Raw genomic sequence first — 23,727 nt, forward strand, 5'->3', positions numbered from 1 at the left:
GTGTATTGACACCCGTACCGTACAGTGTACTTTACACTGTATCATCGGTAGTCGATGCGAGGGAGACCCGCATGTCCGTCGAAGAACTCCCCGCCGAGGTCTACGCCCGCGCGGAACGGTTGCTGCTGCACCACCGGCCCCGGCTGGCCCTGCGCGCGAAGGTCAGGCCCCGCTGGATCGGCGAGACCGATGCGTTCTGGTACCGGGTGGAGACCGAGCGCGGCGGGGAGTTCGTGCTGGTCGACGTCGCGGCCCGCACGCGCCGGCCGGCGTTCGACCACGAGCGGCTGGCCGCCGCCCTGGCGGCGGCGAGCGCGCAGCCGGTCGAGCCGTACGCGTTGCCGTTCCGGGGGATCGAATTCGTTGACGGCGCCGTGGCTTTCGACGCGTTCGGGGCGCACTGGACGTGCCGGCTCGATACCTACACCTGCGCGCAGGACACGGATCACCGCAGTCCGTCGCCGCTGGAACTGGCCTCGCCGGACAAGAAGTGGGTGGCGTTCCGCCGCGCGCACGACGTGTGGGTGCGATCGGCCGAAACCGGCGAGGAATTCGCGCTCACCGCCGACGGCACCCCGGACCGGAGTTACGCCGCGAGCCCGGACTCGGCGAGCAACCGGCACCTGCTGGGCAAGCTCGGGCTGTCGGAGCCGCCGCCGGCGCTGGCGTGGTCGCCGGATTCGACGCGCCTCCTCACCCACCGCCTCGACCAGAGCGACGTGACCTGGATGCACCTGGTCGAGGCCGCACCGCCGGACGGGAGCCGGCCCCGGTTGCACGCCTACCGCTACGCGGTTCCCGGCGAAACCCTCCCGCGCGGCGAATGGTTCGTGCTCGATATCGCCACGCGGACGACCACCCGGGCCGGCGCCGAGCCCTTCCTGCTCCCCTACCTCAGCCCGATCGCCCTCGGCAAGGCGTGGTGGGCGCGCGACGGCAAGACGGTGTACTACCTGGATCAACCACGCGACCTGCGCACCCTGCGCCTGCACGCCCTCGACGCCGCGACCGGCGAGGTGCGCACGATGCTCGAGGAGCACGGCGACACTCGCGTCGAGGCCGCACAGAGCATCCTGCAGAAACCGATCGTGCACGTGCTCGCGGGCGGCCGGGAAGTGCTGTGGTACTCGCAGCGCGACGGCTGGGGACACCTGTACCGCTACGAAGACGGCGTACTGGTCGAGCAGCTCACCAAGGGTTCCTTCGCCGTACAGGAAATCGTGCACGTGGACGAGTCCGAGCGCGTCGCGCATCTCGTCGTCTCCGGCCTGGTGGCGGCGGATCCGTATCGCCGGTCGCTGGTGAAAGTCGAACTGGACGGCGGCGCACTGACCCGACTCGCCGACGACGACCTGGACCACGCGCTCACCACGCCGGACCACGGCCGGTGGTTCGTCGACTCAGCATCCACTGTGGACACTCCGCCGGTCACGACCGTGCGCGGACGGGACGGCGCGGTGCTCGTGGAGCTGGAACAGGCCGACATCGGGCCGCTGCTCGCCGCCGGGTGGACACCGCCGGAGCGGATCCGCACCATCGCGGCCGACGGCGTGACCCCGGTCTACGGCCTGCTGTACAAGCCTTGCGGCTTCGACGAAACGCAGCGCTACCCGGTGCTCGATCACCCCTACCCGGGTCCGCAGAGGCATCGCGTCCAGCCCTGCTTCGAGCAGGGCTTCTACGGGGTCGAAGCCGAAGCCGCGGCCGGACTGGGTTTCGCGGTGCTCGCGATCGACGGCCGCGGAACTCCCGGCCGGGACAAGGCTTTCCACGACTACTCGTACGGAAACCTGGCCACCGCCGGCGCGCTGGACGACCACGTCGCGGCCCTGCGCCAACTGGCCGAGACCCGCCCGTGGCTGGACCTGGACCGGGTCGGCATCTTCGGGCTTTCCGGCGGCGGGTTCACGACAGTCCGGGCGATGGGCCTGTTCCCCGAGTTCTACAAGGTCGGCGTGGCCGAGGCGGGCAACCACGACAACCGCTGCTACCACGCGATGTGGGGCGAAAGCTACGAAGGACCGCTGGATCCCGAGATCTACGCGCGCACCGCCAACGTCGGCCTCGCCGGACGGATCGACGGCAAGCTCCTGCTGATCCACGGCGAGATGGACGACAACGTCACCCCGCACCTGACGATGCGACTGGTCGACGCGTTGATCGAGGCGAACAAGGACTTCGATCTCCTGATCGTCCCCGGCGTCGAGCACACCTTTTTCGGCCGCAACAGCTACGTCACCCGCCGCCGCTGGGATCACCTGGTCCGGCATCTCATGGGCCGACGGCCCCCGGCCGGCTACCAGCTCGCCGACATCCCGATCACGCCCGAGCTGCTCGAAATGCTCGGCGGCTGAACCGACAAGGAGCACGACCCATGCCCACCTTCTCCGCCGACGCGCTGCGGCAACTCTGCGACGACGCCCGCGAACGACTCTCCGTCACCGGAGCCCAGGTCGCGATCGCCAGCGGCGACACGGTGCTGCAGGCCGTTTCCGGCACCGCGAACGCTGAACTCGGAACCCCGGTCACCGACGACACGGTCTTCCAGATCGGCTCGACCACCAAGGTCTACACCGCCGCCCTCGTCCTGCAACTGGCCGACGCCGGCCTAGTCGACCTCGACACCCCGGTGACCCGCTACCTGCCCGGCGTACGCCTGGCCGAAGGGGAACACTGGCGGGACATCACCCCGCGGCACCTGATGTCGATGACCAGCGGCCTGGACAACGGGCCGTACACCGACACCGGCAACGACGACGACTGCATCAGCCGCTATCTCGACCTGCTCGCCGAAATCCCGCTGGCCTTCGCACCAGGCACGTCGTACGGATACAGCAACGCATCCACCAACGTGTCCGGCCGCTTGATCGAAAAGCTCACCGGAACCAGCTGGGACGTCGCTCTGCGCGACCGCCTGCTGCGCCCCGCCGGGCTCGCCGAGTCGGTCAGCCTCTTCGCGGACCTGCCCTACCACCCGACCGCAGTCGGCCACCTGCCCGGAGCAGACGACGTCGTCCGCCCGTGGTGCTTCTCCCGCGGCTGCGGCCCGGCCGGTTCGTCGCTGGCCACCACAGCACGCGACCTGGCCCGCTTCGGCCGGCTCCTCCTGCGCCGCGGCAAGGCAGACGACGGGACCCGCGTGCTGACGGAGAACGCCGTCGAAACCATGCAGACAGTGCAGGCGGACGTGCCCGCCCGCGTGTTCGCCGACTCCTGGTGCGTCGGCCCTTACCGCAAAACCTGGGACGGCGTCGAGGTTTTCGGCCACAGCGGCACCACTCCCAACGGATCCTCCTGCTTGCTCTGGGCGCCCTCGCTCGACGTCGCCGTGGCCACCGTCGTCAACACCCCGTCCCGGGGGTACCCGTTCGCCGACGCGATCTCCGACGTGGTCTTCCGCGACTGGCTCGGCATCGCCAAACCACCCCGGCCCACCCCCGATCCCCGACTCGAACTCGACCCGTCCGCCTACTCCGGCCGGTACCACGCCCACGGCGTGCGGTACACGATCAGCACCGACAACGGCACCCTGCTGCTTGACGCGGAGCAAAGCGACGGCGAGCGGCTCCAAACCGAACTGCTGCCGATCGCCGCGCACCGATTCCTGCCCGCCGACGACGCCGTCACCAGCAACCACACCTGGGACATCGCCTTCACCGTCGGCCCCGACGGCGCAGCCAGCCACCTGCACAACGGCGCTTTCACCGCCCGTCGAGTCCCCTGATTCCACGCCTTGTTCCGCCCGGAGGCACAAAGGCCCTGGTCACAGAGGTGACCAGGGCCTTTATCGCGTGCCGACCACCGTTCGGCAACGGCATCACCCGGGCTGCGGCGAGCGCCGCGTCTCCGGCCGGTTCAGGTCTGCTCCCGCAGTGACGACGATCATTGACGACCACGCCATCGCGAGCGGTTGACCGCGGCTAGCCACTCGCCCTCCCGCGGAAGGCGAGTGGCTAGCTCGTCTCTCGGACGCACCCGCCAGAGCTGGTTCGTCGGACCAGCTGTTTCGCCGGTGTCACCATTCGGACATCGGTATGGCGGACCGTGGCCGGAAGGTGGCGCACAACGTCAGCCACAAGTCGAGCTGCCGCCGCACCGGCTGAGACCGGTGCCGCTGGGTCACGCGGTGAAGCCGCCGTCCACCGGAAGCACCACGCCGCTGAGGTGACTCGCCCGGTCGCTCAGCAGAAACGCCGCCGCCGAACCGACCTCGGCGCCCGTGCCGGCCTTCCGCAGCGGGGTGGCCGCGATCCTCGCCGCCACTCCGTCGGGCAGCGTCCGACGGAGTTCGTCCAGCATCGGCGTTTCCGTCGGGCCGGGAGCGATCGCGTTGACCCGGATGCCGAGCGGACCGAAATCGTGCGCCGCGGTGCGGGTCAATCCGATCACCGCGTGCTTCGTCGCCTGGTACGCGCCCATGCCCGAGCTGCCGCGCACCCCGCCGATGCTGCTCACGTTCACGATCGAACCGGATGCTAGCGGTGCCATCGCCCGGACCTCCTCGCGCAGGCACAGCCACGTTCCCTTGACGTTCACGGTCATAATCCGGTCGAAGTCCTCTTCGGACACTTCGTCCAGCCTGCCCGCCTGGCCCATCGCGGCGTTGTTGAAGGCACCGTCCAGCCTGCCGAACCGCGCGACCGTCGCGGCGACAAACTCGGCCACGCTGTCCGCGGACGAGACGTCGCCGATCGTCCAGTCGACGTCGTGGCCGTCGGCGGCGAGGTCTTTCGCCAGTGCGGCAAGGGGTTCCGCGGTGCGCGCCACGAGCATTACCGAGGCGCCGTCGGCAGCGAACCCGCGCGCGGCGTCCGCGCCGATGCCCGAGCTGGCCCCGACGACCAGCACCGCTTTCCCGGTCAGCAGTCTCATGCCTGGCCTCCGCGCAGTCCCAGGAGCGCCCGGGTGTCGGCCGGGCTCGCGATCGGCTTGCCGAGATCCTCGACGACCGCCCGGATCTTGCGCACCTGCTCGGCGTTGCTCCGCGCCAGTTTTCCCTTGCCGATCCACAGGCTGTCCTCCAGGCCGACCCGCACGTGTCCGCCGAGCCACGCGCTGTGCGTGCCGAACGCCAGCTGGTCCCGTCCGGCCGCGAACGCGGAGAAACAGTAGTCGTCGCCGAAGAGCTTGTCGGCGATGCGCACCATGTGCTCCAGGTTCGCGTGGTCCGCGCCGATGCCGCCGAGCACTCCGAACACGCCCTGGATCAGCAACGGCGGCTTCGCCAGCCCGAGATCGGCGAAGTACGCCAGCGAGTAAAGGTGCCCGATGTCGTAGCACTCGTACTCGAAGCGGGTGCCGGCGGCGCCGAGGGTGCGCAGTGCGTCCTCGATCCGGTCGAACGTGTTCACGAACGGATGCGAATAGGTATTGCGCACATACGGTTCTTCCCACTCGTGGCGCCACTCGGTCACTTTGTCGGCGATGCCCGAGTAGACGAAGTTCATCGATCCCATGTTCATCGACGCCAGCTCGGGTTTCAACCGGCGCGCGGCGGCCAGCCGCTCGTCCATCGTCATCGACGACGCGCCGCCGGTGGTGACGTTGACGACGGCGTCGGTCTGCTCGGCGATGCGCCCGACGATCTTCTCGAACACCTCCGGGTCCGAAGTGGGCCGCCCGTCGGGTTCGCGCGCGTGCAGGTGCACGACTGCGGACCCGGCCTCAACGGCCTCGATCGCCGCATCGGCCACTTCGTCGGCCGACAACGGCAAGTGCGGGCTTTGGGACGGCACGTTCACCGAGCCGGTGATCGCCGTGGTGATGATGACTTTCTCGGCCGTGCGCATCAATTCTCCTCTGCGAGTGCGCGGTAAGCGGCGAGTTTCGCGTCGTCGAGCGGGCCGACGAGGGTGAGCGCGACCTGCGTCGCGCCCGCGTCGTACTGGGCTCGAACGGATTCCCTTATCTGCTCGGGAGTTCCGCATGCGACGAGCGCGTCGACCAGCCGGTCGGATCCGGGCGGGGCGAGGTCGGCGCTGGTGAAGCCCAGCCTGGTCAGCTTCGCGAGCTGGTGCGGCAGTGTCAGGTAGTACGCGAGCCGTTCCCGGGCGACCTCGCGCGCCGCGGCCCGGTCGCGCCCCGCGACCGCCCACTGGACGACGGAGAGGAACAGGTCCGGGCCGACCGTTTCCCGTGCCCATCGCGTGTGCTCCGGCGGGACGAGGAAAGTGATCAGCCCGTCGGCGCGGTCCGCCGCCAGCTTCGTCATCCCCTGCGAGTAAGCGCCCAGCACCCGCGGCACATCGGCCGCGACCTCGTCGATCCCGTCGAGGTAACCACGCAGGAACGGCAACGGCCCGACGCCGCGCTCGCGGACCGCGCCGCTGACGCCGAGACCGAGCACATATCGCCCGGGGTACCCGGCAGCGAGGTCGCGTGCCGCGGAACCGGCCGATTTGGGCACGCGCTCCAACGCCCGCGCGACGCCGTTCCCGACGATCAGCCGTTCCGTCGACGCCAGCACCAGCGCCGCGGTGGTGAACGCCTCCCGCCCGGCGACCTCGGGAAGCCAGACCATGCGGTGGCCGCAGTCCTCGAGAGCACGCACGAAGCGCACGACCCCGTGGTGGTCCAGTTTATCCGGTTCCGAGATCGACAGTGCGGTGCGCGGCAGGACGAGGCTCACCCGTCCGCCTTCCGGAATCCGGCAACCAGCCCCCGGGCAGCCTCCGCCAGCATCGTCGTGTCGTTGCTCAGCAGGACGAAATCGCAGCCGTCCCGCACCGCACGCGCGGCCCGTTCCGGGACCCCGCCGAACGCCAGGCCGCACCGCTTCCCCGCGCTGTGCGCGGCCTCGATCGCGGACGCGACCAGTTCCAGCACTTCGGGCGAGGACGGCGTCGTGCCCATCGACATCGACAGATCCGCCGCACCGACGAACACCGCGTCCACTGTGTCCAGTGCGAGCATCTCGGGCGCCGCCTTGATCGCCTCCACGCTTTCCAGTTGCGGAATGCACAACACGTCGTCGTTTCCGGACGCGAGATACTCCGCGTTCGGGCGCAACCCCCACCCGCCGGCCCGGCTGGTGCCGCCCGCGCCGCGAACGCCGTGCGGCGGGAACCGACACGCGCGGCCGACCGCCGCCGCATCTTCGACCGTGTCGACGTGCGGGACGAGGATGCCCATCGCACCCGCGTCCAGGATCTTCTGGATCGTCGACGGCGTCTTGTCCGGAACCCGCACCAGCGGCGTCATGCCCAGCGCGGCGGCCGAGTTGATCAGCCGGTACGCGGTCTGCAGGTCGAGCGGCGCATGTTCCAGGTCTACGACGACGAAATCGAACCCGGCGAACGCCATGATCTCGACCGGCTCGCCGGACGCGATCTTCAGCCAGGTGCCCACCGGAGTCGACGGCCGGTCGAACAGGCCGCCGCCGGTGCGTCGCGCGCCGCTCACGGCATCGGGTAGTCGTCGGCGTTCAGGACCCAGCCCGGTTTCTCCGAGAAGTCCTGCCGCGGCGGGCTGAAGATGTCGATCAGCTGGTTCACGCCCGGGTCGACGGCCTCGGACGTGTGCACGGTCGGCGGCGGGATGATCGTCACCGACGGGCTGCCGATCCGCACGTGCTCGTCCTCGCGCCAGCCGGTGCGGTCAGGCAGCCAGGGCGTGCGGATGTGGTGCAGGTACTCCCCTTGCACAGCAAGGGAAAGCTGCTCGAAGTCGTCGTGGTGGTGCGGCGAGAGCCGGCGCGGGTCGCGCGGGCCGTCCTGCCGCGGCAGGAAGTTCACCATGAACGAGCGCGTGCGGAAGATACGGCCGAACCGTTTCGGGTCGTCCGGCACCTCCGACAGCGGGTACACCCGGACGCGCGGCTCGCCCGCGGGTTCCGGCCACCGCCGAAGCAGCGCGACGCGAGCGTGGTCCTCCGTGTAGGCGCCGGCATTGGCCGCCCGGTCGCGCCAGGCGGGCTCGGTCGCTTCGACGAGGCGGACGAGCGGGCCGTCGCCGTGCACGCTGATCCGGGACGCGCCGGGCGGCACGACAACCAGTCCCGGAGTGTCCACTGTGGTCGCGCCGGCGTCGGTGAACACGGTGAACGAGGGCGAGGCGTCGGTCACGACAACGGCGAGTTCGCCTTCGAGCGCACCGTTGTCGAGGTCGTCACCCTCGCGGGCCTCGGTGTGGATCAGCACGACGTTCTGCGCCCGCACGATCGGCGTGGCGGTCAGGTCGAGGTATTGGGCTGCGGCGATGTCGGCGCCGGCGTCGGGCCGGTCCGCGGTCGCGAGGGCAGAGCGGGGATCGTCCTTGTCGTACACGGAATCGTCCTTCCGGCCAAGAGGAATCAGTCGTCAAGGTTCAGCAGGTAGGCAGGGTTGTCGCGCACCACGCGGCGCAGGTCCTTCTCCGGCAGACCGAGGTCGAGCAGCGCTTCGCTCACCCGCAGCCATGCGTCGACCGGCTTCGGGTTGGACTTCTGCCCGAAGTCCGAGGCAAGCACGACGTGCTCGGGGCCGAGCGTCTCGATCCAGGTCAGCAGCTGCTTCGGATCCCATTTCTGGGTGCCTTCGGGGTCGTACATGCCGACCTCGTGCTCGATGAACGCGCCGAGCCCGATCAGTTCCCGGCAGAGGTCCAGGTCGGCGCCGATGACGAAGTCGGGGTGGCTCACGACCATGCGCTTGAGGCCGCGCTCGTGCGCTTCCTGGAACAACGTGCGGATGTACTCCGGGTACATGTGGCCGCCGTTGAGCACCGCCTGCTGGTCCTTGATCTCGTCGAGGATCTCCAGCGCCGCGGGCTTGAGCCGGCCGTCGCCGTCGACGATGTCGATCCGCTCCAGCGTCAGCGGCACCGTGGTGGTCGGGAAGGCGCCGTCCTCGGGGTGGCAGTCGATGTGCCGGCCGGACGAGATGGTCGGGAACCAGACGACCTTGCCTCCCATGCGCAGGCACATGCGCACGGCGTGCACGTTGAGCCCGCCGACCGTGCTGTTGAGCGCGATCCCGCCGAAAACCTGCGCCTGGACGCCTTCGAGCCTGCCCTTCATCGCCAGGACATCCATCTGCGTGTTGTGGTGGTGGGATTTGGCGACCATCGCGCGCATCCCGATCCGGGCGCCGTCGGCGGCGGCTTCGACGTGGTCGAACCGCCGGGGGAACGGGCTGGGGCCGGAGTGGACGTGCAGGTCGACCAGTCCGTCGAGGACGGCGGCAAGAGCGGGGCGCGGGCTCATGAGTCACCTTTCGTTCGCATTATGAAGTCGAATTTCACTATAAGACCGCCTGTCAACCCTTCGACCACCCTTGTGCTCGGCATCGGCGCGACTTAGAGTGTTTTGAGTTCACTTCGTGAACATCAAGTTCGAACTTGTCGAGCCCGCCCGGAGGACGCCGATGTCCACACCGCCCAGCTCCGCGGAAACCGCCGTGCCCGCCGGCGCGTCGCACAGCCCCGACCTCGCCAAGGTGCGCGCCGCTGTCCGCGGCGGGACGCTCGCCTACTTTGTCGACCAGTTCGACATCTACCTGCCGATCGTCGTGCTGGCGCCGGCGACGGCGTACTTCCAGTCAGCGAATCTGAGCGCGAGCACGACGGCGCTGCTGGCATCGCTGGTTTTCGCCTCGACGCTGATCGGCCGCCCGCTCGGGGCGGTGATCTTCGGCCACTTCGCGGACACCGTCGGGCGCAGGAAGACGACGCTGGTCGCGGTCGGCGGATTCGGCGTCATCACCCTGCTGACCGCCTGCCTGCCCGGGCACGAACAGATCGGGATGTGGTCAGTCGGCCTGCTCATCGCGCTGCGGTTCGTCGACGGGATCTTCCTCGGCGGCGAATACACCACCGCGGTGCCGCTGGCGATGGAGTGGAGCCCGAAACACAAACGAGGCCTCTACGCCTCGGTGATCACCTCGACCTCGCCCGCGGCCTACGCGGTGATCGCCGCGATCACCCTGCTCATGCTGGAAATGCTGCCGGCCGCCGGGCTGCACAGTGCTTACGTGCAGTGGGGCTGGCGGGTGCCGTTCGTGGTGGGCGCGCTGCTGGCGGTCGTGCTGTTCCGCTACTACCTCAAGCAGGTGCATGAGCCGCCGGTCCAGCTGACCGGCGAGAAGCACAGACTGCCGCTCGTGCGGCTGCTGGTGAAGTACCCGCGCGCGCTGGGCCAGGTGTTCGTGCTGATGACCGGTACCTGGCTGGCGACCAACATGGAAGCCGCGGTGACACCGGCGCAACTGAAGGCGCACCTCCTGCTGTCCAGCAAGGAGGTCACGCTCACGATGCTCGTGATCAACGCGTCCGCCGCGATCTCCTACCCGTTGTTCGGCCTGCTGTCGCAACGCATCGGGCGGCGGCCGTTCTACATCGGCTACGGCTTGGCGGTGGTCGTGATCGGTTCGGGGGCCTACACCCTGCTGATGGTGTCGCACGGCGGTTTCGGCACCGCACTCGGGTTCGGCGTCGTGATCGGGGTGTTCACCGTCGGCACGTTCGGGCCGATCGCCGCTTATCTGACCGAGCGGTTCCCGGCGAGCATCCGCTCGACCGGGTACGGCGTCGGCTACAGCCTCGCGCTCATCGCGCCCGCGTTCTACCAGTTCTACCTCCAGCGGTTCGACGGCGTCCTGCCCGCGCACCTGGCCCCGGCGGTGCTGCTGGTCGTCGCGGGCGCGCTGATCAGCCTGGGAGGATTCCTCGGTCCGGAAACCAAGGACGTGGACATGGCCGACGACCGCACGATCCCGGCGCTGTCCTGAATGGACGTCGGAGGACTCGCCTCGGCGAACCCGGTGTGGGTCGGCTCGTCCGAGCTCACCATGACCCTCGACGGGTTGATCGCCTGCATCGACGCCGGCGCCGGGGCGGTCGTGGCGAAGTCGGTGAACGAAAGCGCCGCGGCACGGCGGCAGCTGGACATCGCGGACTACGCGTTCGTCTCCCCCGAAGGGGAGGTGCGGGCGGGCCCGCCCGAGCGGCGGGACGGCCTGCTGAATCGTTCCGGACTCGCGCAGGTCGAGCTTGCCGGCTGGCTCGAAACACTGGGCGCCGCCGTTGCCCACGGCGCACCTCGCGGATGTCCGGTGATCGGCAGCATCACCCTGGGCGATCCGGCCGAAGCAGCGCTGATCGGACGGGCGATGACAGCCGTGGTGCCCGCGGTGGAACTCAACATCGGCGCACCGCACGGACGTGAGGCGCGCGCGGTGCGTCAACTGACCGAAGCGGACGCGGTGCGCGACGCGGTGCGGATCGTCCGCGCCGCCGTCGGCGTGCCGCTATTCGTGAAGCTGCCCGGGCAAGCCTCTGACGTGGTCGCGCTGGCCAGCGCCGCGCGCTCCGCCGGTGCGGACGCGGTCGGGCTCGTCGGCCGGTACCCCGGTTTTCTGCCCACTGTGGACGGTGACGTGGCACTCGGCTCGTGGGGAGCGTGGGGGTCGCCCGGCTGCCTCCCGATGAGCTTGTACTGGGTCAGCAAAACCTTCCAGGCCTTGGACGTGCCGTTGATCGGCACCAACGGCGCCCGGACCGGCGCCGACGTGCTGCGGTTCCTGGCCTCGGGGGCACGTGCCGTCGAGGTCGTCACAGCGCTGTGGATCGGCGGGCCCGCGGCGCTTCGCGAGCTGGTCGCGAGCGTCGGCGAATGCCTCGACGGAAAGGGCTTCGACGAGTTCGTCGGCAGCGCGGTGGCCGGGGCACGCGAGTACGCCGACCTCGCGCCGCTGCCCTCGCCCGCCTGGCTTCCTTACACCGCGCGCTGGCGGTCGTCCGGACGGTAGTGCCCGCCCAGCTCGTGTGTGAGCTCCCGGGCCGTGTCGACGACGACGCGCAGTTCGGGCGCGTCGTCCGACATCGACAGCGTGTTGTCCGGACCGACGATGGCCAGGGTCGCACAAATCCCGTACTCGTCGAAAACCGGCGCGGCCACCGCGACGATGCCGGGAGTGCTCATCGCCGAGCAATGGCCTGCTTCCCGAACCCGGTCAATCTCGGCGCGGAGTTCGTCGCGCGCGGTGCCGGAAAGGTTGCCGATCAGGCGTTCCACCGACAGCTGGTCGGCGTGGTAGGCAAGGAACACCTTGCTCTGCGCGGTGTCGAGCGGCAAGTGGCTGCCGACCCGCACGGACACGACGACGATCGTGGACACCGTTTCCTCGACCCGCGACACCACCGGCCCAGTCAGCCCCCAGAGGCTCAGTACCGCACTGGTTTGCGTGGCGCGCGAGAGCGCCTGCATGTGCCGCGGCGCGAGGTTCACCACGCGCCGGTGGCCGATCGCGAACGCGCCGAGCTGCAACAGCAGGCCGCCGGGCGCGTAGCCGCCGTCGGCGCTGCGCTCCAGCAGGCCCGCCGCGACCAGGGAGGTGCAGTAGCGGTAGGCCGTGGTGCGGTTGAGCCCGAGCCGCTCGGCGACCTGGACCGCGGTGACCTCGGGCGTGGCCGCGTCGAACAGCGACAGGATCTGGCTGACCCGGCTCACCGCCTGGATGTCCGCCTGGTCGGCGCGAGTTTCGCGGGACCGCGTCGGTTTGGTCACGAAGCCTCCGCCGATGAGCTTGATCTGGGTGTTCACTTCGTGAACAGCACTCGTCAGGCTACCGGACGCCCGGTTTCTCTGCTGCCGCGGCGACCGTCAGCGGGTCCGCCGACCGGCAGGGCCGGGCGCTGCTCGCGATCAGGAACGGCGCGAGGGATTCTCGCGGGCCTTAAGGTCTCCAGTGGGGCAACCGCCTCGTCAATCCGTGTCAGCCGGGCCCGGAGGTCCGCGAAGTGCTCGGTCATCGCGGGCAGGGCGTGTCGCGCGTGAACTGGGCGGTCCCTGCCTAGGGTCAGGGTCTCCGACTCCGCGCACAGTCGCGTCGGTCGGAGCGCGCGGACCTGAAGATCGGCACCGCCGTCCTAACACCTGGCCGAGCGTGCTCAGTTCAGGGAATTCGCGGCGAGGTCGCGAATCAACTCTCGCGCCTCTCCCCCGCACAGCTCGCTCCAGCGGGCGAGGTTGCGGGCAGCGCGCCGCCGGATGTGCAGCGGAACCGATCAGTCGCCGGCCACCGCTCTTGCTCGGGCACCAGCTCAATCTCGATACCCCGACAAACCCATCCAGACCATCGGCGCGACCCCGAGGCCTGCCGAGATCACCGTCCACTCGTCCACGCGTCACGGATCGCATGCGCCGCGCCGAACCGCCCGGAAAGCGGGTCGGCGTAACACCGTTGCAACACAACAGGTTCGGCTTTACGAGCCGGTGTTCCGGAGGAAACGATCCGGACATCGCGGGCCGGTGAACTGGTCTCATCGCCGCAGATGGGGAGGAAACCCGTGCCGGAGATACACTTTCGCATTCGGTGGCCCGATGCCTCCGTTCAGCGATGCTACTCGCCCTCCACGGTGGCGGAGGAGTTCTTCGCCGCCGGGGACAGCTACCCGGTCCCCGATTTCGTCGACCGCAGCCGCGAGGCGCTGGCCGAGGCCTCGGAGCGGGTGCGCCGCATCCGCGGGTTCGGCTGTGTCCGGGCCGCGGCCCAGTTCGCCGACATCCAGGCCCGCGCCCGGTCGTTCGACGACGGTCAGGTCACCGTCGAAGGGTTCGAGCGATGACCGGCCGCCACACCGTCGTCGTGGTCGGCGGCGGGCAGGCCGGACTGTCGATGAGCCATTGCCTGTCCGCCCAGGGCATCGACCACGTGGTGCTCGAGCGCGACACCGTCGGCCACGAGTGGGCCGACCGCCGCTGGGACTCGTTCTGCCTGGTCACTCCGAATTGGCAGTGCCGCCTGCCCGGTTTCCCCTATCCGGGCGACGATCCCGACGGGTTCATGGTCCGCGACGAGATCGTCGCCTACCTTCGCGCCTACCGGGAGGCCTTCGACTTCCCCCTCGCCGAGGGAGTCGAAGCGACCCGCCTGCGCCGCACCGGGGACGGATTCCGGCTGTCCACTTCGGACGGCGAGCTGGCCGCGGACAACGTCGTGCTGGCCACCGGTCCCTATCAGACGCCGCTGATTCCCCGGATAGCCGAGCGGCTGCCCGAGGACGTGGTCCAGCTGCACTCCGCCGACTACCGCAACCCGGACCAGCTGCCGCCAGGCGAGGTGCTCGTCGTGGGCACCGGCCAGTCCGGCTGCCAGATCGCCGAGGACCTGCACCTGGCCGGCCGTCGCGTGCACCTCGCGGTCGGCAGCGCGCCGCGCGTGGCCCGCCGGTACCGCGGCCGGGACGTCGTGGCGTGGCTGGACGAAATGGGCTACTACCGCCGCGGCATCGACGAGTTCGCTGACGCGGAGGCAGTGCGGTTGCGCGCCAACCACTACGTCACCGGCCGCGACGGCGGACACGACATCGACCTGCGCGCCTTCGCCCGGGACGGCATGCGCCTGCACGGCCGCCTCGCCGGCATCAGCAAGGGACGGCTGAGCTTCGCCGGCGATCTGCGGAAGAACCTGAACGCTGCGGACGCGGTGTCAGAGAGCATCAAGGACTCCATCGACGCCTGGATCGCCGCCAAGGCGATCGCCGCCCCGGACGAAAGCCGGTACGTGCCCGTGTGGGAGCCGCCGGACGGACCGTCCGAACTGGACATCGCGCTAGCCGGCATCGCCTCGGTGGTATGGAGCACCGGCTTCGGCCGGGACCACCGGTGGATCGACGTGCCGGTCTTCGACGGCCGCGGCTACCCGGCGCACGAGCGCGGAGTGACCAGCTGCCCCGGCCTCTACTTCATCGGCCTGCCCTGGCAGCACACCTGGGGTTCGGGCCGGTTCTGCGGGGTCGCCGACGACGCGGAGCACCTGGCCGCGCACATCGCCGCCGCGAACCGCCCGGCCGACGGCCTGCACTGGATCGCCGGCACCCCGGGACGCACCTTCCCCTCACTGCCCTCCGGCAAGTCCAGGACGGTGGCCTGATGCCGGTCAACGACGCACACCGCCACCTCGGCGTGCTGCCCGCGTACCCGTTCTACGGCGGACCGGCGGTCCGCCCGGACCTCGGCGCCCGCGCCACCATCGGCGACCTGATCGCCGACCTCGACGCCGAAGGCACCGAACGCGCGCTGGTCATCCCGAACTACGGCGTGCCGGATCCGGCGATCGCCTTCTCCTTCAACGAACTCTGCGTCGAAGCGGCGCAGCGCGACGACCGGATCCGTGCCGGGCTGTGGGTTTCGCCGCTGGAACGCGACGCGGAGCGCACCGCGCACGCGCTGGGCTTGGCCGCGGAGCCGGGCGTGCGGGCGCTGAAACTGAGCTTCCTGCTCGGAGGCCGTCCCACCGACCCCGCGTGCCAGCCTGGCCTCGACCGGATCTTCGCCGCCGCACGGGAACACGACCTCGTCGTCCACGTGCACACCTCCCCCGGCGCGGCCTCGGACATCGACGAGGTCGGAACGCTGGTCGAGAAATACGGCGACGACGCCAAGGTGCACCTGGTGCACTTCGGCGGCGGCATGAGCGGTCACCTCAAGCTGGTGGGCAGCCGGTTCTTCGACTGGATCGCGGCCGGCAAACAGGTCTACACCGACCTGTCCTGGGCGATCGGCTTCGCGCCCCGCTGGCTGGCCGCAGAGGTGGACCGCCGCGGCATCGGCGGCGACCGCATCCTCTTCGCCAGCGACGAGCCGTGGGGCGACCAGGCCGGCGAGCACGCCCGGCTGGCCGCCGCGGCCGGCGACGGCGAGCTCGCGGACGCGGTGTTCCGCGGCACCTTCGAAAAGCTCTACGGGTGAGAAAACCCGTGGTATCCCGACAATCAAGGAGATTCCCGTGTCCGAGCTGACCGAGACCGAACAGCAGAGCCTCGAAGAGATCCCGCACCCGTCCCTGCCCGAGGGCGCCAGCATTTACGGCGGGACCAAGGTGTTCCCGGACTACCAAGCCGAGCCCGGCCAGTCGTACTTCACGCTGGTGCACGGCATCGCGCACGAATCGTCGGTGAGCTTCGTGGCGATCCTGCAGGCGACCCGCGCCCAGCGCAAGGGCTTCGAGTCCGCCATCTACTTCTACGGCCCCGGCTCGATGAACGCCATGGCCACCCGCGGATTCCCGACCACCGGCAACTCCGCGTTCCCCGGCGAGCACAACATCAACGACCAGCTCAAGACGTTCATCAAGGAGGGCGGCAAGGTCTACTGCTGCCGCTTCGGCCTTTCTCTGCACGGTCTGCGGGAGGAAGACCTGATCGAGGGCGTGATCCCGACGCACCCGCTGGACGTGCAGGACGCGCTCATCCACTACGCGCGCAAGGGGGCGATCATCAACTCCACCTACATGTGGTGAACCCGGGCTCAAGGAGAAGGAGGCAGTGCGCGTGAAAACCGACAACCTGGACGCCCGGACCGACCTCGCGGTGCACGGGGTGCGCTGGGACGCTCCTGTGCGGCGGCACAAGGGCGCCGGCCCGAGCGACGACGGCCATCTCGTCGTCGACGGCGCGAACGCGGCGCTGCCGCTGAATCCGCGGAGCCCGTACACGCTCAGGGACGGCCGCGTCTACAACGGACGGATCGACCTGGGACTGACCGTCGAACCGGTATCCCGGCCGAAGTTCTACGACCTGTCCACGGCCGAGGGCGTGCCGTACCGGAAGATCGCGCTGCTGCACGGGCGGGACGTGCTCGCCACGACCGTCGTGCAGACGTGCATCCGCTACGCCGAGGACCAGCGCTGCCGGTTCTGCACCATCGAGGAGTCGCTGAAAGCCGGGGACACCGTCGCGGCGAAGACCCCGGCGCAGCTGGCTGAGGTCGCCGAGGCGGCCGTCCGGCTCGACGGGGTGCGGCAGATGGTGATGACCACCGGCACTACGGCGGGCGCGGACCGCGGCGCCCGCCACCTCGTCCGCTGTGTGCGGGCGGTGCTCGAGGCGGTGCCGGGGCTGCCGGTCCAGGTGCAGATCGAGCCGCCGGGCGACCTGTCGGCGATCGCGGAGCTGCGCGCGGCGGGCGCGACGTCGATCGGCATCCACGCGGAGTCGCTGGACGACGAGGTCCGGCGGCGGTGGATGCCCGGCAAAGGTTCGGTGCCGCTGGCCGAATACGAGGCCGCGTGGGACGAGGCGGTGCGGGTGTTCGGCCGCAACAGGGTCTCCACGTATCTGCTCATCGGCCTCGGCGAGAACCCGGACGAGCTGGTCGCGGGCGCGGCGAGGCTGATCGAGCGGGGCGTGTACCCGTTCGTCGTGCCGATGCGGCCGATGGCCGGCACGCTCGCCCGGCGGGACGGAGTGCCGGGCCCGCCCGCGTCGCTGGTGCGCGACGTGACCGAGCGGGTCGCGAAGTTGTTGCGGGAAGCGGACATGCGCGGCGCGGACCAGGAGGCCGGCTGCGCGGCCTGCGGGGCGTGCGGGGTGCTCAGCGCGGCGGGGGCCTGAGATGATGCCCGACGTGCTGGCCCTGCTGGGCGACTCGGCGACGCTGGCCCACCGGCCGGCCTTCCGCGTCGAACCTGCCGACTCGGCCGCGATCCGCGCCTACCACGCCCTGCGCACCGAGGTCTTCGTGCACGAGCAGGGCCTGTTCGACGCCCACGACCTCGACGAACGCGACGCCGACCCGCGCACCGTCGTCCTGGTCGCCCGTGATCGCGAAGGCACGGTGATCGGCGGTGTCCGGCTGGGCCCGGCCACCGCCGAGGACGTGGGCTGGTGGCTGGGCGGGCGGCTGGTGGTGCATCCAGCGTGCCGGGGCCGGGTCGGCCCGGCATTGGTGCGCGCCGCGTGCGCGTACGCGGAAAACGCCGGTGTGCTGCGGTTCGAGGCGACCGTGCAGGCCCGCAACGAGCGCCTGTTCACGCGCCTGGCATGGGACCGGGTCCGCCCGGTCACCGTGGCCGGGACGCCGCACGTGCTGATGCGCTACCGGATCGACCGCATCGCCGCGCTGGCCCACGCCGCCAAGAGCGATCTCGGCCCGCTCCTGTCCGGGATGACCGGCGTACCCGGGTTCGTCGGCGACGACGGCGTTCCGATTCCGGGCAGTGACATCGTGGCCGCCTGCGACGCGATCCTGCCGTCCATGGTGGAGCGGGACCCGGACTGGGCCGGCTGGTGCGCGGTCCTGGTCAATGTCAACGACCTGGCCGCGATGGGCGCCGGTCCGGTCGGGCTGCTGGACGCGCTCGGCGCGCGCGACGCGTCGTTCGCCAGCCGAGTGCTCGGCGGGTTGCGCCGGGCGAGCCAGGCCTACGACGTACCCGTGCTGGGCGGGCACACGCAACTCGGCGTGCCCGCGGCGCTCGCGGTGACCGCGTTGGGGCGCACGGAATTCCCGGTGCCCGGCGGCGGTGGACGACCTGGGCAGCGGGTGCGCCTGACCGCGGACCTGGGCGGGCGGTGGCGGCCGGGCTACGCAGGGCGGCAATGGGATTCCACGACGTCGCGGCGCACCCCGGAACTGCGCGCGATGCTGACCGCCGTCGCGCGAGCGCGGCCGGCGGCGGCGAAGGATGTGTCGATGGCGGGCATCGCCGGAACGCTCGGCATGCTGGCCGAGGCCAGCGGCTGCGGCGCTGTGCTGGACGTCGCCGCCGTGCCGCGGCCGCGCGGCGCGAGTGTCGGAGACTGGCTCACCTGCTTTCCGGGCTACGCGATGCTCACCGCCGGGCCGGACGAGCTGGACGCCGGACCGGCGACGAGTGCCGAATGCGGCGAACTGGTAGCCGGCCGCGGTGTGGTGCTGCGCTGGCCGGACGGAGAACAGACCCCGGTCATCGCAGCCGGGGTGACCGGATTGGGGATTTCATGAGCACGCTGCGGATGGGCGCGGCAGCAGCGCCGTTCGGCCGGGACCTGGAGGCCGATTTCGACCGCGTCGCGTCGCTGATCGCCGACGCCCGCGCGGACGGGGTCGGGCTGCTCGCTCTGCCCGAAGCCTGCCTCGGCGGCTACTTGGCCAATCTCGACGGCGATGCCGACGGGCCCCCGCCGCTCGAGGTGGACGGACCGGAGATCAAACGCCTGGCCGCCCTCGCCGGAGACATGGTCGTCACCGCGGGCTACTGCGAGCACTCCGACGGACAGCTCTACAACAGCGTGGTCTGCGTGACCGGCGACGGCGTGCTGGGCAACCACCGCAAGGTGCACCAGCCGCTGTCGGAGGACACGACCTACCGTGCGGGCACGGGGTTCTCCGCGTTCGACACGCCGGTCGGGCGACTGGGCATGCTCATCTGCTACGACAAGGCGTTCCCCGAAGCCGCGCGCAGCCTCGCGCTCGACGGGGCCGAGATCGGCGTCTGTGTGTCCGCGTGGCCGGGCAGCCGCACCAACCCGGCCGCGGACCTCGCACAGGACCGGTGGAAGCGGCGCTTCGACCTGTTCGACCGCGCGCGGGCGCTGGAGAACCAGATCGTGTGGCTGTCCGCCAACCAGTCCGGATCGTTCGGCGATCTGCGGTTCGTCGCCAGCGCCAAAGTGGTCGACCCGGGCGGCGAGGTCCTGGCCGCCACCGGCGTCGCCGACGGCGTCGCGGTCGCCGAACTCGACGTCCGGCTGGCGCTCGAAACGGCTCGCCGCTCGATGGGCCATCTGCGCGACCGGCGCCCGGATGCCTACCCGGCGCTGGCCTCCAGCGCGAAGAAACCCGCGACGACGCGATACTGACACGATGGGGACCATCCGCATCGGAGCCGTGGCCGCGCACTTCGGCCGCGACCTCGAGTTCGACCTGCAGCGCATCGCCACGCTCATCGAGCACGCCCGTTCCTCGGGGACCGCGCTGCTGGTGCTGCCGGACGCCGCCCTCGGCGGATACCTCGCCGACCTGCGCTGCCCCGACCCCGAGGCGCTGCCGCCCGCGCTCGCCCCGGACGACCCGTACCTGCGCAAGATCGCCGAGCTGGCCGCCGAAATGGTCGTGTGCGTCGGGTACTGCGAGGCCGACGGCGACGCGCGGTACAACGCGGCGGTGTGCGTCACCGGCGACGGCGTGCTCGGCCGGCACCGCAAGGTCCACCAGCCGCCGGGCGAAGCGGCCGCCTACTCGGCGGGCTCGTCGTTCGCCGCGTTCGACTCGCCCGTCGGGCGGCTGGGCATGCTCATCGACTACGACAAGACGTTCCCCGAATCCGCGCGCAGCCTCGCGCTGGACGGCGCCGAGATCCTGGCCTGTCTGTCCGCGTGGCCGACCAGCATCACCAACCGCGCGCCGCGCATGTCCCAGGACCGCCAGGCACGGCTGTTCGACCTCTACGACCAAGCGCGCGCCGCGGAGAACCAGGTGGTGCTCGCGTCGTCCAACCAGACCGGCGCGATGGGCGGGATGCGCTTCCTCGGCCAGGCCAAGGTGGTCGGGCCGGGCGGCGACATCCTGGCTCGCACCTGGAGCAAAGCCGGCATCGCGATCGCGGAGGTCGACGTCGAAGCCGAAGTGTCCACCGCCCGGCGGGTGCTGCACCACCTCGCCGAACGCAAACCCGACTCGTACCGGAGCCGCCCGTGAGGATCGCCCTGCTCAGCTACTCGACGAAACCGCGCGGCGGGGTCGTGCACACTCTGGCCCTCGCCGAGGCGCTCGCCGCGGAGGGCGCCGACGTCACTGTGTGGTCGCTGGGCCGAGGAGGCGACAGCGGCTTCTTCCGCCCGGTCGACCCCGCGGTGGCCGTGCGGATCGTGCCGTTCCCCGATGTCGCGGGCGAAGACGTAGGGGCCCGGATCCTGCGCTCCATCGACACGTTGCGCACCGCGTTCGACCCCGGCGGCTACGACATCGTCCACGCCCAGGACTGCATCAGCGCCAACGCGGCCGAACGGGTCGTGCGGACCGTCCACCATCTCGACAGCTTCACGACCCGCGAACTGGCCGACTGCCACGAGCGCGCGATCCGCCGCCCGTACGCGCACGTCTGTGTATCTACCGCGGTGGCGCGCGAACTGCGCGCGGGCTGGGGCATCGAGGCGACGGTGATCCCGAACGGCGTCGACTACGAACGGTTCTCCGCCGCGGAACCCGATCCCGCATGGCCGCGGCGGTTCGTGCTGTCGGTCGGCGGAATCGAACCGCGCAAGGGTTCGCTCGACCTGCTCGAGGCCTACGCCCGGCTGCGGCAGACCGATCCGGACGTCCAGCTGGTGATCGCGGGCGGCGAGACCCTGTTCGACTACCGCGATTACCGGGCGGCGTGGGACAAGCGGGCCGCCGAACTGGGCGTGACGCCCGTCGTGCTGGGCCCGGTGAGCCACGACGCACTGCCGTCTCTCGTCGCGGCGGCGGACGTGTTCGCCTTTCCGTCGACCAAGGAGGGCTTCGGGCTGGCAGCGATGGAGGCACTGGCCGCCGGGGTCCCGGTCGTCACCCGCGACCTGCCGGTGCTGCGCGAAGTCTTCGGCGGTGCCGCCCGTTTCGCGAGCGATCCGGCGGGCCTGGCCGAACAGATGCGCGCCGCGCTCGCCGAGCCCGGTGCCCTGTGCCAGAGCGGGCGCACCTTGGCTGCCTCCTACGACTGGAATACCGCGGCCCGCGCCCACCTATCGCTCTATTCGACCCTTCTGAGCCGTCCCTAGCGGGAGCCCTCCCCGCGCACTACTGGCGGCGGGAGGCGAATATCGCGGCGGCCGTCTCCGCATCGGAGATCAGCACACCGGCGTCCACGCCGTCTCCTGTCGATTCTCCATCGGGTTCCCGGAAAACCCTCCACGCGGGACGGTTCGGTTCACCGAACCGTGCCGGGAGGCGCCGCGACTGAATCCGAATACGGCACCGGCCCGGCCGAGCGCCGGAAGCGTTCGATCCACCGGGAATTGGTCGAGCTGGCCACGTTGTCCGTCACCACTGGAATCGGTGCGCATGCGTCCGTCGGCAAGCGAGGTGGGAGCGACCGCGCGCGGATTCGTTTCGCGGCGCTTCTGCCGGGTAGCCGAGAAGGAATGCGTCGCGTACCGAAGGGATCAGCAATGGCCGACCGCGAACTGTCCGAGGGATTCGACCAGGACCGCCCGTCCGCCGACCCGCGTGACGACGGCGTCCGCCCGGAGGGGCGCCGGGGCGACGGTGTCTCGCCGACAGGTCCGGAGCGTCTCGCAGAAGTTGAGGCAGAGCGGGCGGTCGCTCCGGCGGAGGATCTTTCCCCGCCCCGCGACCTTCGCCAGAAGTAGCCACCACGGAAGGACGGTCATGAAAGCAGTGACCTGGCAGGGCAAGCGCGACGTCCGCGTCGACACGGTGCCGGATCCCCGGATCCAGGAGCCCACGGACGCGATCGTCCGGATCACCTCCACTGGGATCTGCGGTTCCGACCTGCACCTGTACGAGGTTCTCGGCCCGTTCCTCGACCAGGGCGACATCCTCGGCCACGAGCCGATGGGGATCGTCGAGGAAGTCGGCCCGGAGGTGACGTCGATCGGGCCGGGGGACCGTGTCGTGGTCCCGTTCACAGTCGCCTGTGGACATTGCTTCATGTGCGCCCGTGGGCTGCAGTCGCAATGCGAGACGACCCAAGTAAAAGAACAGGGCAAGGGTGCCGCCCTGTTCGGCTACACCCGGCTGTACGGCCAGCTTCCCGGTGGTCAGGCCGAGTACCTCCGCGTGCCGCAAGCGCACTACGGCCCGGTGAAGGTGCCGCACGGACCGCCGGACGAGCGTTTCGTCTACCTATCCGACGTCGTGCCCACTGCGTGGCAGGCGATCGAGTACGCGGACATCCCCGACGGCGGCACCGTCGCGGTCTTCGGACTCGGCCCGATCGGCCAGATGGCGGCCCGGATCGCGCTGCGGCGGGGGGCGGGCAAGGTCATCGGCGTCGACCTGGTGCCGGAGCGGCTCGCCCGGGCCCGCGCGCACGGAGCGACCATTGTGGACACTCGAGACCATCGGCGGATCGGCGACGCGGTCCGTGACCTGACCGACGGCCGTGGCGCGGACTCGGTCGTCGACGCGGTTGGCATGGAGGCGCACGGCGCACCGGTCGGCAAGCTGGCCCACACACTCGTCGGAATGCTGCCGGACGCGGTTGGCGCGAAGATCACCGAAAAGGCCGGGATCGACCGGCTGAGCGTGCTGTACGCGGCGATCGACTCGGTCCGGCGCGGCGGCACGATTTCGCTCTCCGGCGTGTACGGCGGGATGGTCGATCCGTTGCCGCTGCTGACGATGTTCGACAAGCAGATCCAGTTGCGGATGGGCCAGGCGAACGTCCGGCACTGGGTCGACGACGTGCTGCCGCTGCTGACCGCGGACGACGATCCGCTCGGCGTCGAGGGCTTCGCGACGCACCAGCTGCCGTTGGCCGAGGCGCCGCACGCATACGAGATCTTCCAGAAGAAGCTCGACGGGGCACAGAAAATCCTCCTGAAACCCTGAGGGAAGGAGAACCATGCCGACGACAGCCACCCGCGCGTGGGCCCGGCCGGTCGTCGCGGTGCTGGGGCTGATCTACCTGGTGCTCGGCGGCGCCGGGTTCTTCGTGCCGCAAACGGCTTACTCGGCGGGCCACGACACGTCACGGGCGGTGTGGCTGTTCAGTTCCAGCACCGTGCTCAAGATCGTGCACCTCGCGCTGGGCCTGCTGGGACTGCTGGCCGCACTGATCGTCGCGCTGGCCGGCAGCCGGGCCGAACCCGCCGGGTGACCGAATCGGCCCGCTCTTGCTCATCGAGTCCGTGAAGGGACCCTTGAGAGAATCCAAGTCCCGCAAGGGGCCCTTCACGGACGCCCGGGCGACTGCCGACGGCAATCCGCCAAGCTGACGAACGTCTTCGCCGATGTGGACGTTCCGCACTGGTTGCGAGGCGCAGCTTTCTGCTGGGCTAGGCGGCAGAACACGCGGTGCGCGGTCCTCGAGGCGTCGGTCGGAC

22 protein-coding genes are annotated in these 23,727 nt (G+C 70.4%); 15 read left to right on the plus strand and 7 right to left on the minus strand.

Features of this window, described 5'->3' with window-relative positions; translation table 11 throughout:
* Positions 1 to 71: 71 nt before the first annotated feature.
* Both AMYBE_RS0119980 and AMYBE_RS42015 read left to right on the plus strand, forming a co-directional pair.
* The gene (locus AMYBE_RS0119980; protein ID WP_020661165.1) at positions 72 to 2,354 is read left to right on the plus strand and encodes a S9 family peptidase; all 2,283 of its coding nucleotides are present in this window, start codon (positions 72 to 74) and stop codon (positions 2,352 to 2,354) included.
* Between the two features lie 20 nt (positions 2,355 to 2,374).
* The gene (locus AMYBE_RS42015) at positions 2,375 to 3,724 is read left to right on the plus strand and encodes a serine hydrolase (RefSeq protein ID WP_020661166.1); all 1,350 of its coding nucleotides are present in this window, start codon (positions 2,375 to 2,377) and stop codon (positions 3,722 to 3,724) included.
* A 395-nt stretch (positions 3,725 to 4,119) separates the two neighbouring features.
* On the opposite strand, the gene AMYBE_RS0119990 is transcribed toward AMYBE_RS42015, so the two are convergent.
* Genes AMYBE_RS0119990 through AMYBE_RS0120015 form a run of 6 tightly spaced genes read right to left on the minus strand, consistent with a single transcriptional unit; the run spans position 4,120 to position 9,181 of the window.
* Positions 4,120 to 4,872 (minus strand): SDR family NAD(P)-dependent oxidoreductase, encoded by a 753-nt coding sequence (locus AMYBE_RS0119990; RefSeq protein ID WP_020661167.1) that lies wholly within the window; start codon positions 4,870 to 4,872, stop codon positions 4,120 to 4,122.
* Positions 4,869 to 5,789, minus strand: a complete 921-nt coding sequence (gene kce, locus AMYBE_RS0119995) for a 3,5-dioxohexanoate:acetyl-CoA acetone transferase (protein ID WP_020661168.1) — start codon at positions 5,787 to 5,789, stop codon at positions 4,869 to 4,871. The genes AMYBE_RS0119990 and kce overlap by 4 nt, the downstream gene beginning before the upstream one ends.
* The gene (locus tag AMYBE_RS0120000) at positions 5,789 to 6,628 is read right to left on the minus strand and encodes an LLM class flavin-dependent oxidoreductase (protein ID WP_051124748.1); all 840 of its coding nucleotides are present in this window, start codon (positions 6,626 to 6,628) and stop codon (positions 5,789 to 5,791) included. The genes kce and AMYBE_RS0120000 overlap by 1 nt, the downstream gene beginning before the upstream one ends.
* A complete protein-coding gene (locus AMYBE_RS0120005) occupies positions 6,625 to 7,401 on the minus strand; it encodes an HpcH/HpaI aldolase family protein (RefSeq protein ID WP_020661169.1) in 777 nt (258 codons plus the stop codon). The genes AMYBE_RS0120000 and AMYBE_RS0120005 overlap by 4 nt, the downstream gene beginning before the upstream one ends.
* Positions 7,398 to 8,264, minus strand: a complete 867-nt coding sequence (locus AMYBE_RS0120010) for a cupin domain-containing protein (protein ID WP_020661170.1) — start codon at positions 8,262 to 8,264, stop codon at positions 7,398 to 7,400. Before AMYBE_RS0120010 ends, AMYBE_RS0120005 begins: the two co-directional genes overlap by 4 nt.
* 26 nt (positions 8,265 to 8,290) lie before the next feature.
* Positions 8,291 to 9,181, minus strand: a complete 891-nt coding sequence (locus AMYBE_RS0120015) for a DUF6282 family protein (protein WP_020661171.1) — start codon at positions 9,179 to 9,181, stop codon at positions 8,291 to 8,293.
* Between the two features lie 115 nt (positions 9,182 to 9,296).
* On the opposite strand from AMYBE_RS0120015, the gene AMYBE_RS0120020 reads away from it, so the two are divergent.
* Positions 9,297 to 10,703, plus strand: coding sequence for an MFS transporter (locus tag AMYBE_RS0120020; protein ID WP_245573222.1), 1,407 nt, complete (start codon positions 9,297 to 9,299; stop codon positions 10,701 to 10,703).
* On the plus strand, positions 10,704 to 11,723 hold the full coding sequence (locus tag AMYBE_RS0120025) for a hypothetical protein (RefSeq protein ID WP_020661173.1): 1,020 nt from the start codon (positions 10,704 to 10,706) through the stop codon (positions 11,721 to 11,723).
* Here AMYBE_RS0120025 and AMYBE_RS0120030 read toward each other — a convergent pair.
* On the minus strand, positions 11,690 to 12,517 hold the full coding sequence (locus AMYBE_RS0120030; RefSeq protein WP_020661174.1) for an IclR family transcriptional regulator: 828 nt from the start codon (positions 12,515 to 12,517) through the stop codon (positions 11,690 to 11,692). The genes AMYBE_RS0120025 and AMYBE_RS0120030 overlap by 34 nt on opposite strands.
* A 731-nt stretch (positions 12,518 to 13,248) precedes the next feature.
* Here AMYBE_RS0120030 and AMYBE_RS0120035 point away from each other — a divergent pair.
* The 11 genes from AMYBE_RS0120035 to AMYBE_RS42020 all read left to right on the plus strand — a co-directional run bounded on the left by AMYBE_RS0120035 (position 13,249) and on the right by AMYBE_RS42020 (position 23,501).
* Entirely contained in the window at positions 13,249 to 13,542 is a 294-nt protein-coding gene (locus AMYBE_RS0120035; protein WP_084470085.1) for an MSMEG_0570 family nitrogen starvation response protein, read from the plus strand.
* A complete protein-coding gene (locus tag AMYBE_RS0120040) occupies positions 13,539 to 14,849 on the plus strand; it encodes an MSMEG_0569 family flavin-dependent oxidoreductase (protein WP_020661176.1) in 1,311 nt (436 codons plus the stop codon). Before AMYBE_RS0120035 ends, AMYBE_RS0120040 begins: the two co-directional genes overlap by 4 nt.
* Positions 14,849 to 15,667, plus strand: coding sequence for an amidohydrolase family protein (locus AMYBE_RS0120045; protein WP_020661177.1), 819 nt, complete (start codon positions 14,849 to 14,851; stop codon positions 15,665 to 15,667). The genes AMYBE_RS0120040 and AMYBE_RS0120045 overlap by 1 nt, the downstream gene beginning before the upstream one ends.
* A 37-nt stretch (positions 15,668 to 15,704) precedes the next feature.
* Positions 15,705 to 16,217 carry an MSMEG_0572/Sll0783 family nitrogen starvation response protein gene (locus tag AMYBE_RS0120050; RefSeq protein WP_020661178.1) on the plus strand — a complete coding sequence of 171 codons (513 nt, stop codon included), beginning with the start codon at positions 15,705 to 15,707 and terminating at the stop codon, positions 16,215 to 16,217.
* A gap of 31 nt (positions 16,218 to 16,248) precedes the next feature.
* A complete protein-coding gene (locus tag AMYBE_RS0120055; protein WP_245573223.1) occupies positions 16,249 to 17,310 on the plus strand; it encodes an MSMEG_0568 family radical SAM protein in 1,062 nt (353 codons plus the stop codon).
* A 4-nt stretch (positions 17,311 to 17,314) separates the two neighbouring features.
* A complete protein-coding gene (locus AMYBE_RS0120060) occupies positions 17,315 to 18,682 on the plus strand; it encodes an MSMEG_0567/sll0787 family protein (protein ID WP_034288908.1) in 1,368 nt (455 codons plus the stop codon).
* Positions 18,679 to 19,539: a carbon-nitrogen hydrolase family protein gene (locus tag AMYBE_RS0120065; protein WP_020661181.1), complete on the plus strand. Its 861-nt coding sequence runs from the start codon at positions 18,679 to 18,681 to the stop codon at positions 19,537 to 19,539. Before AMYBE_RS0120060 ends, AMYBE_RS0120065 begins: the two co-directional genes overlap by 4 nt.
* 4 nt (positions 19,540 to 19,543) lie before the next feature.
* Positions 19,544 to 20,377: a carbon-nitrogen hydrolase family protein gene (locus AMYBE_RS0120070; RefSeq protein WP_020661182.1), complete on the plus strand. Its 834-nt coding sequence runs from the start codon at positions 19,544 to 19,546 to the stop codon at positions 20,375 to 20,377.
* Positions 20,374 to 21,438, plus strand: a complete 1,065-nt coding sequence (locus tag AMYBE_RS0120075) for an MSMEG_0565 family glycosyltransferase (protein ID WP_020661183.1) — start codon at positions 20,374 to 20,376, stop codon at positions 21,436 to 21,438. The genes AMYBE_RS0120070 and AMYBE_RS0120075 overlap by 4 nt, the downstream gene beginning before the upstream one ends.
* A gap of 610 nt (positions 21,439 to 22,048) precedes the next feature.
* Positions 22,049 to 23,233, plus strand: a complete 1,185-nt coding sequence (locus AMYBE_RS0120085; RefSeq protein WP_020661185.1) for a zinc-dependent alcohol dehydrogenase — start codon at positions 22,049 to 22,051, stop codon at positions 23,231 to 23,233.
* A gap of 13 nt (positions 23,234 to 23,246) precedes the next feature.
* Positions 23,247 to 23,501: a DUF4383 domain-containing protein gene (locus tag AMYBE_RS42020; protein WP_020661186.1), complete on the plus strand. Its 255-nt coding sequence runs from the start codon at positions 23,247 to 23,249 to the stop codon at positions 23,499 to 23,501.
* The last annotated feature ends 226 nt before the right edge of the window (positions 23,502 to 23,727 follow it).

It is taken from the genome of Amycolatopsis benzoatilytica AK 16/65, assembly GCF_000383915.1.
Lineage (GTDB): Bacteria > Actinomycetota > Actinomycetes > Mycobacteriales > Pseudonocardiaceae > Amycolatopsis > Amycolatopsis benzoatilytica.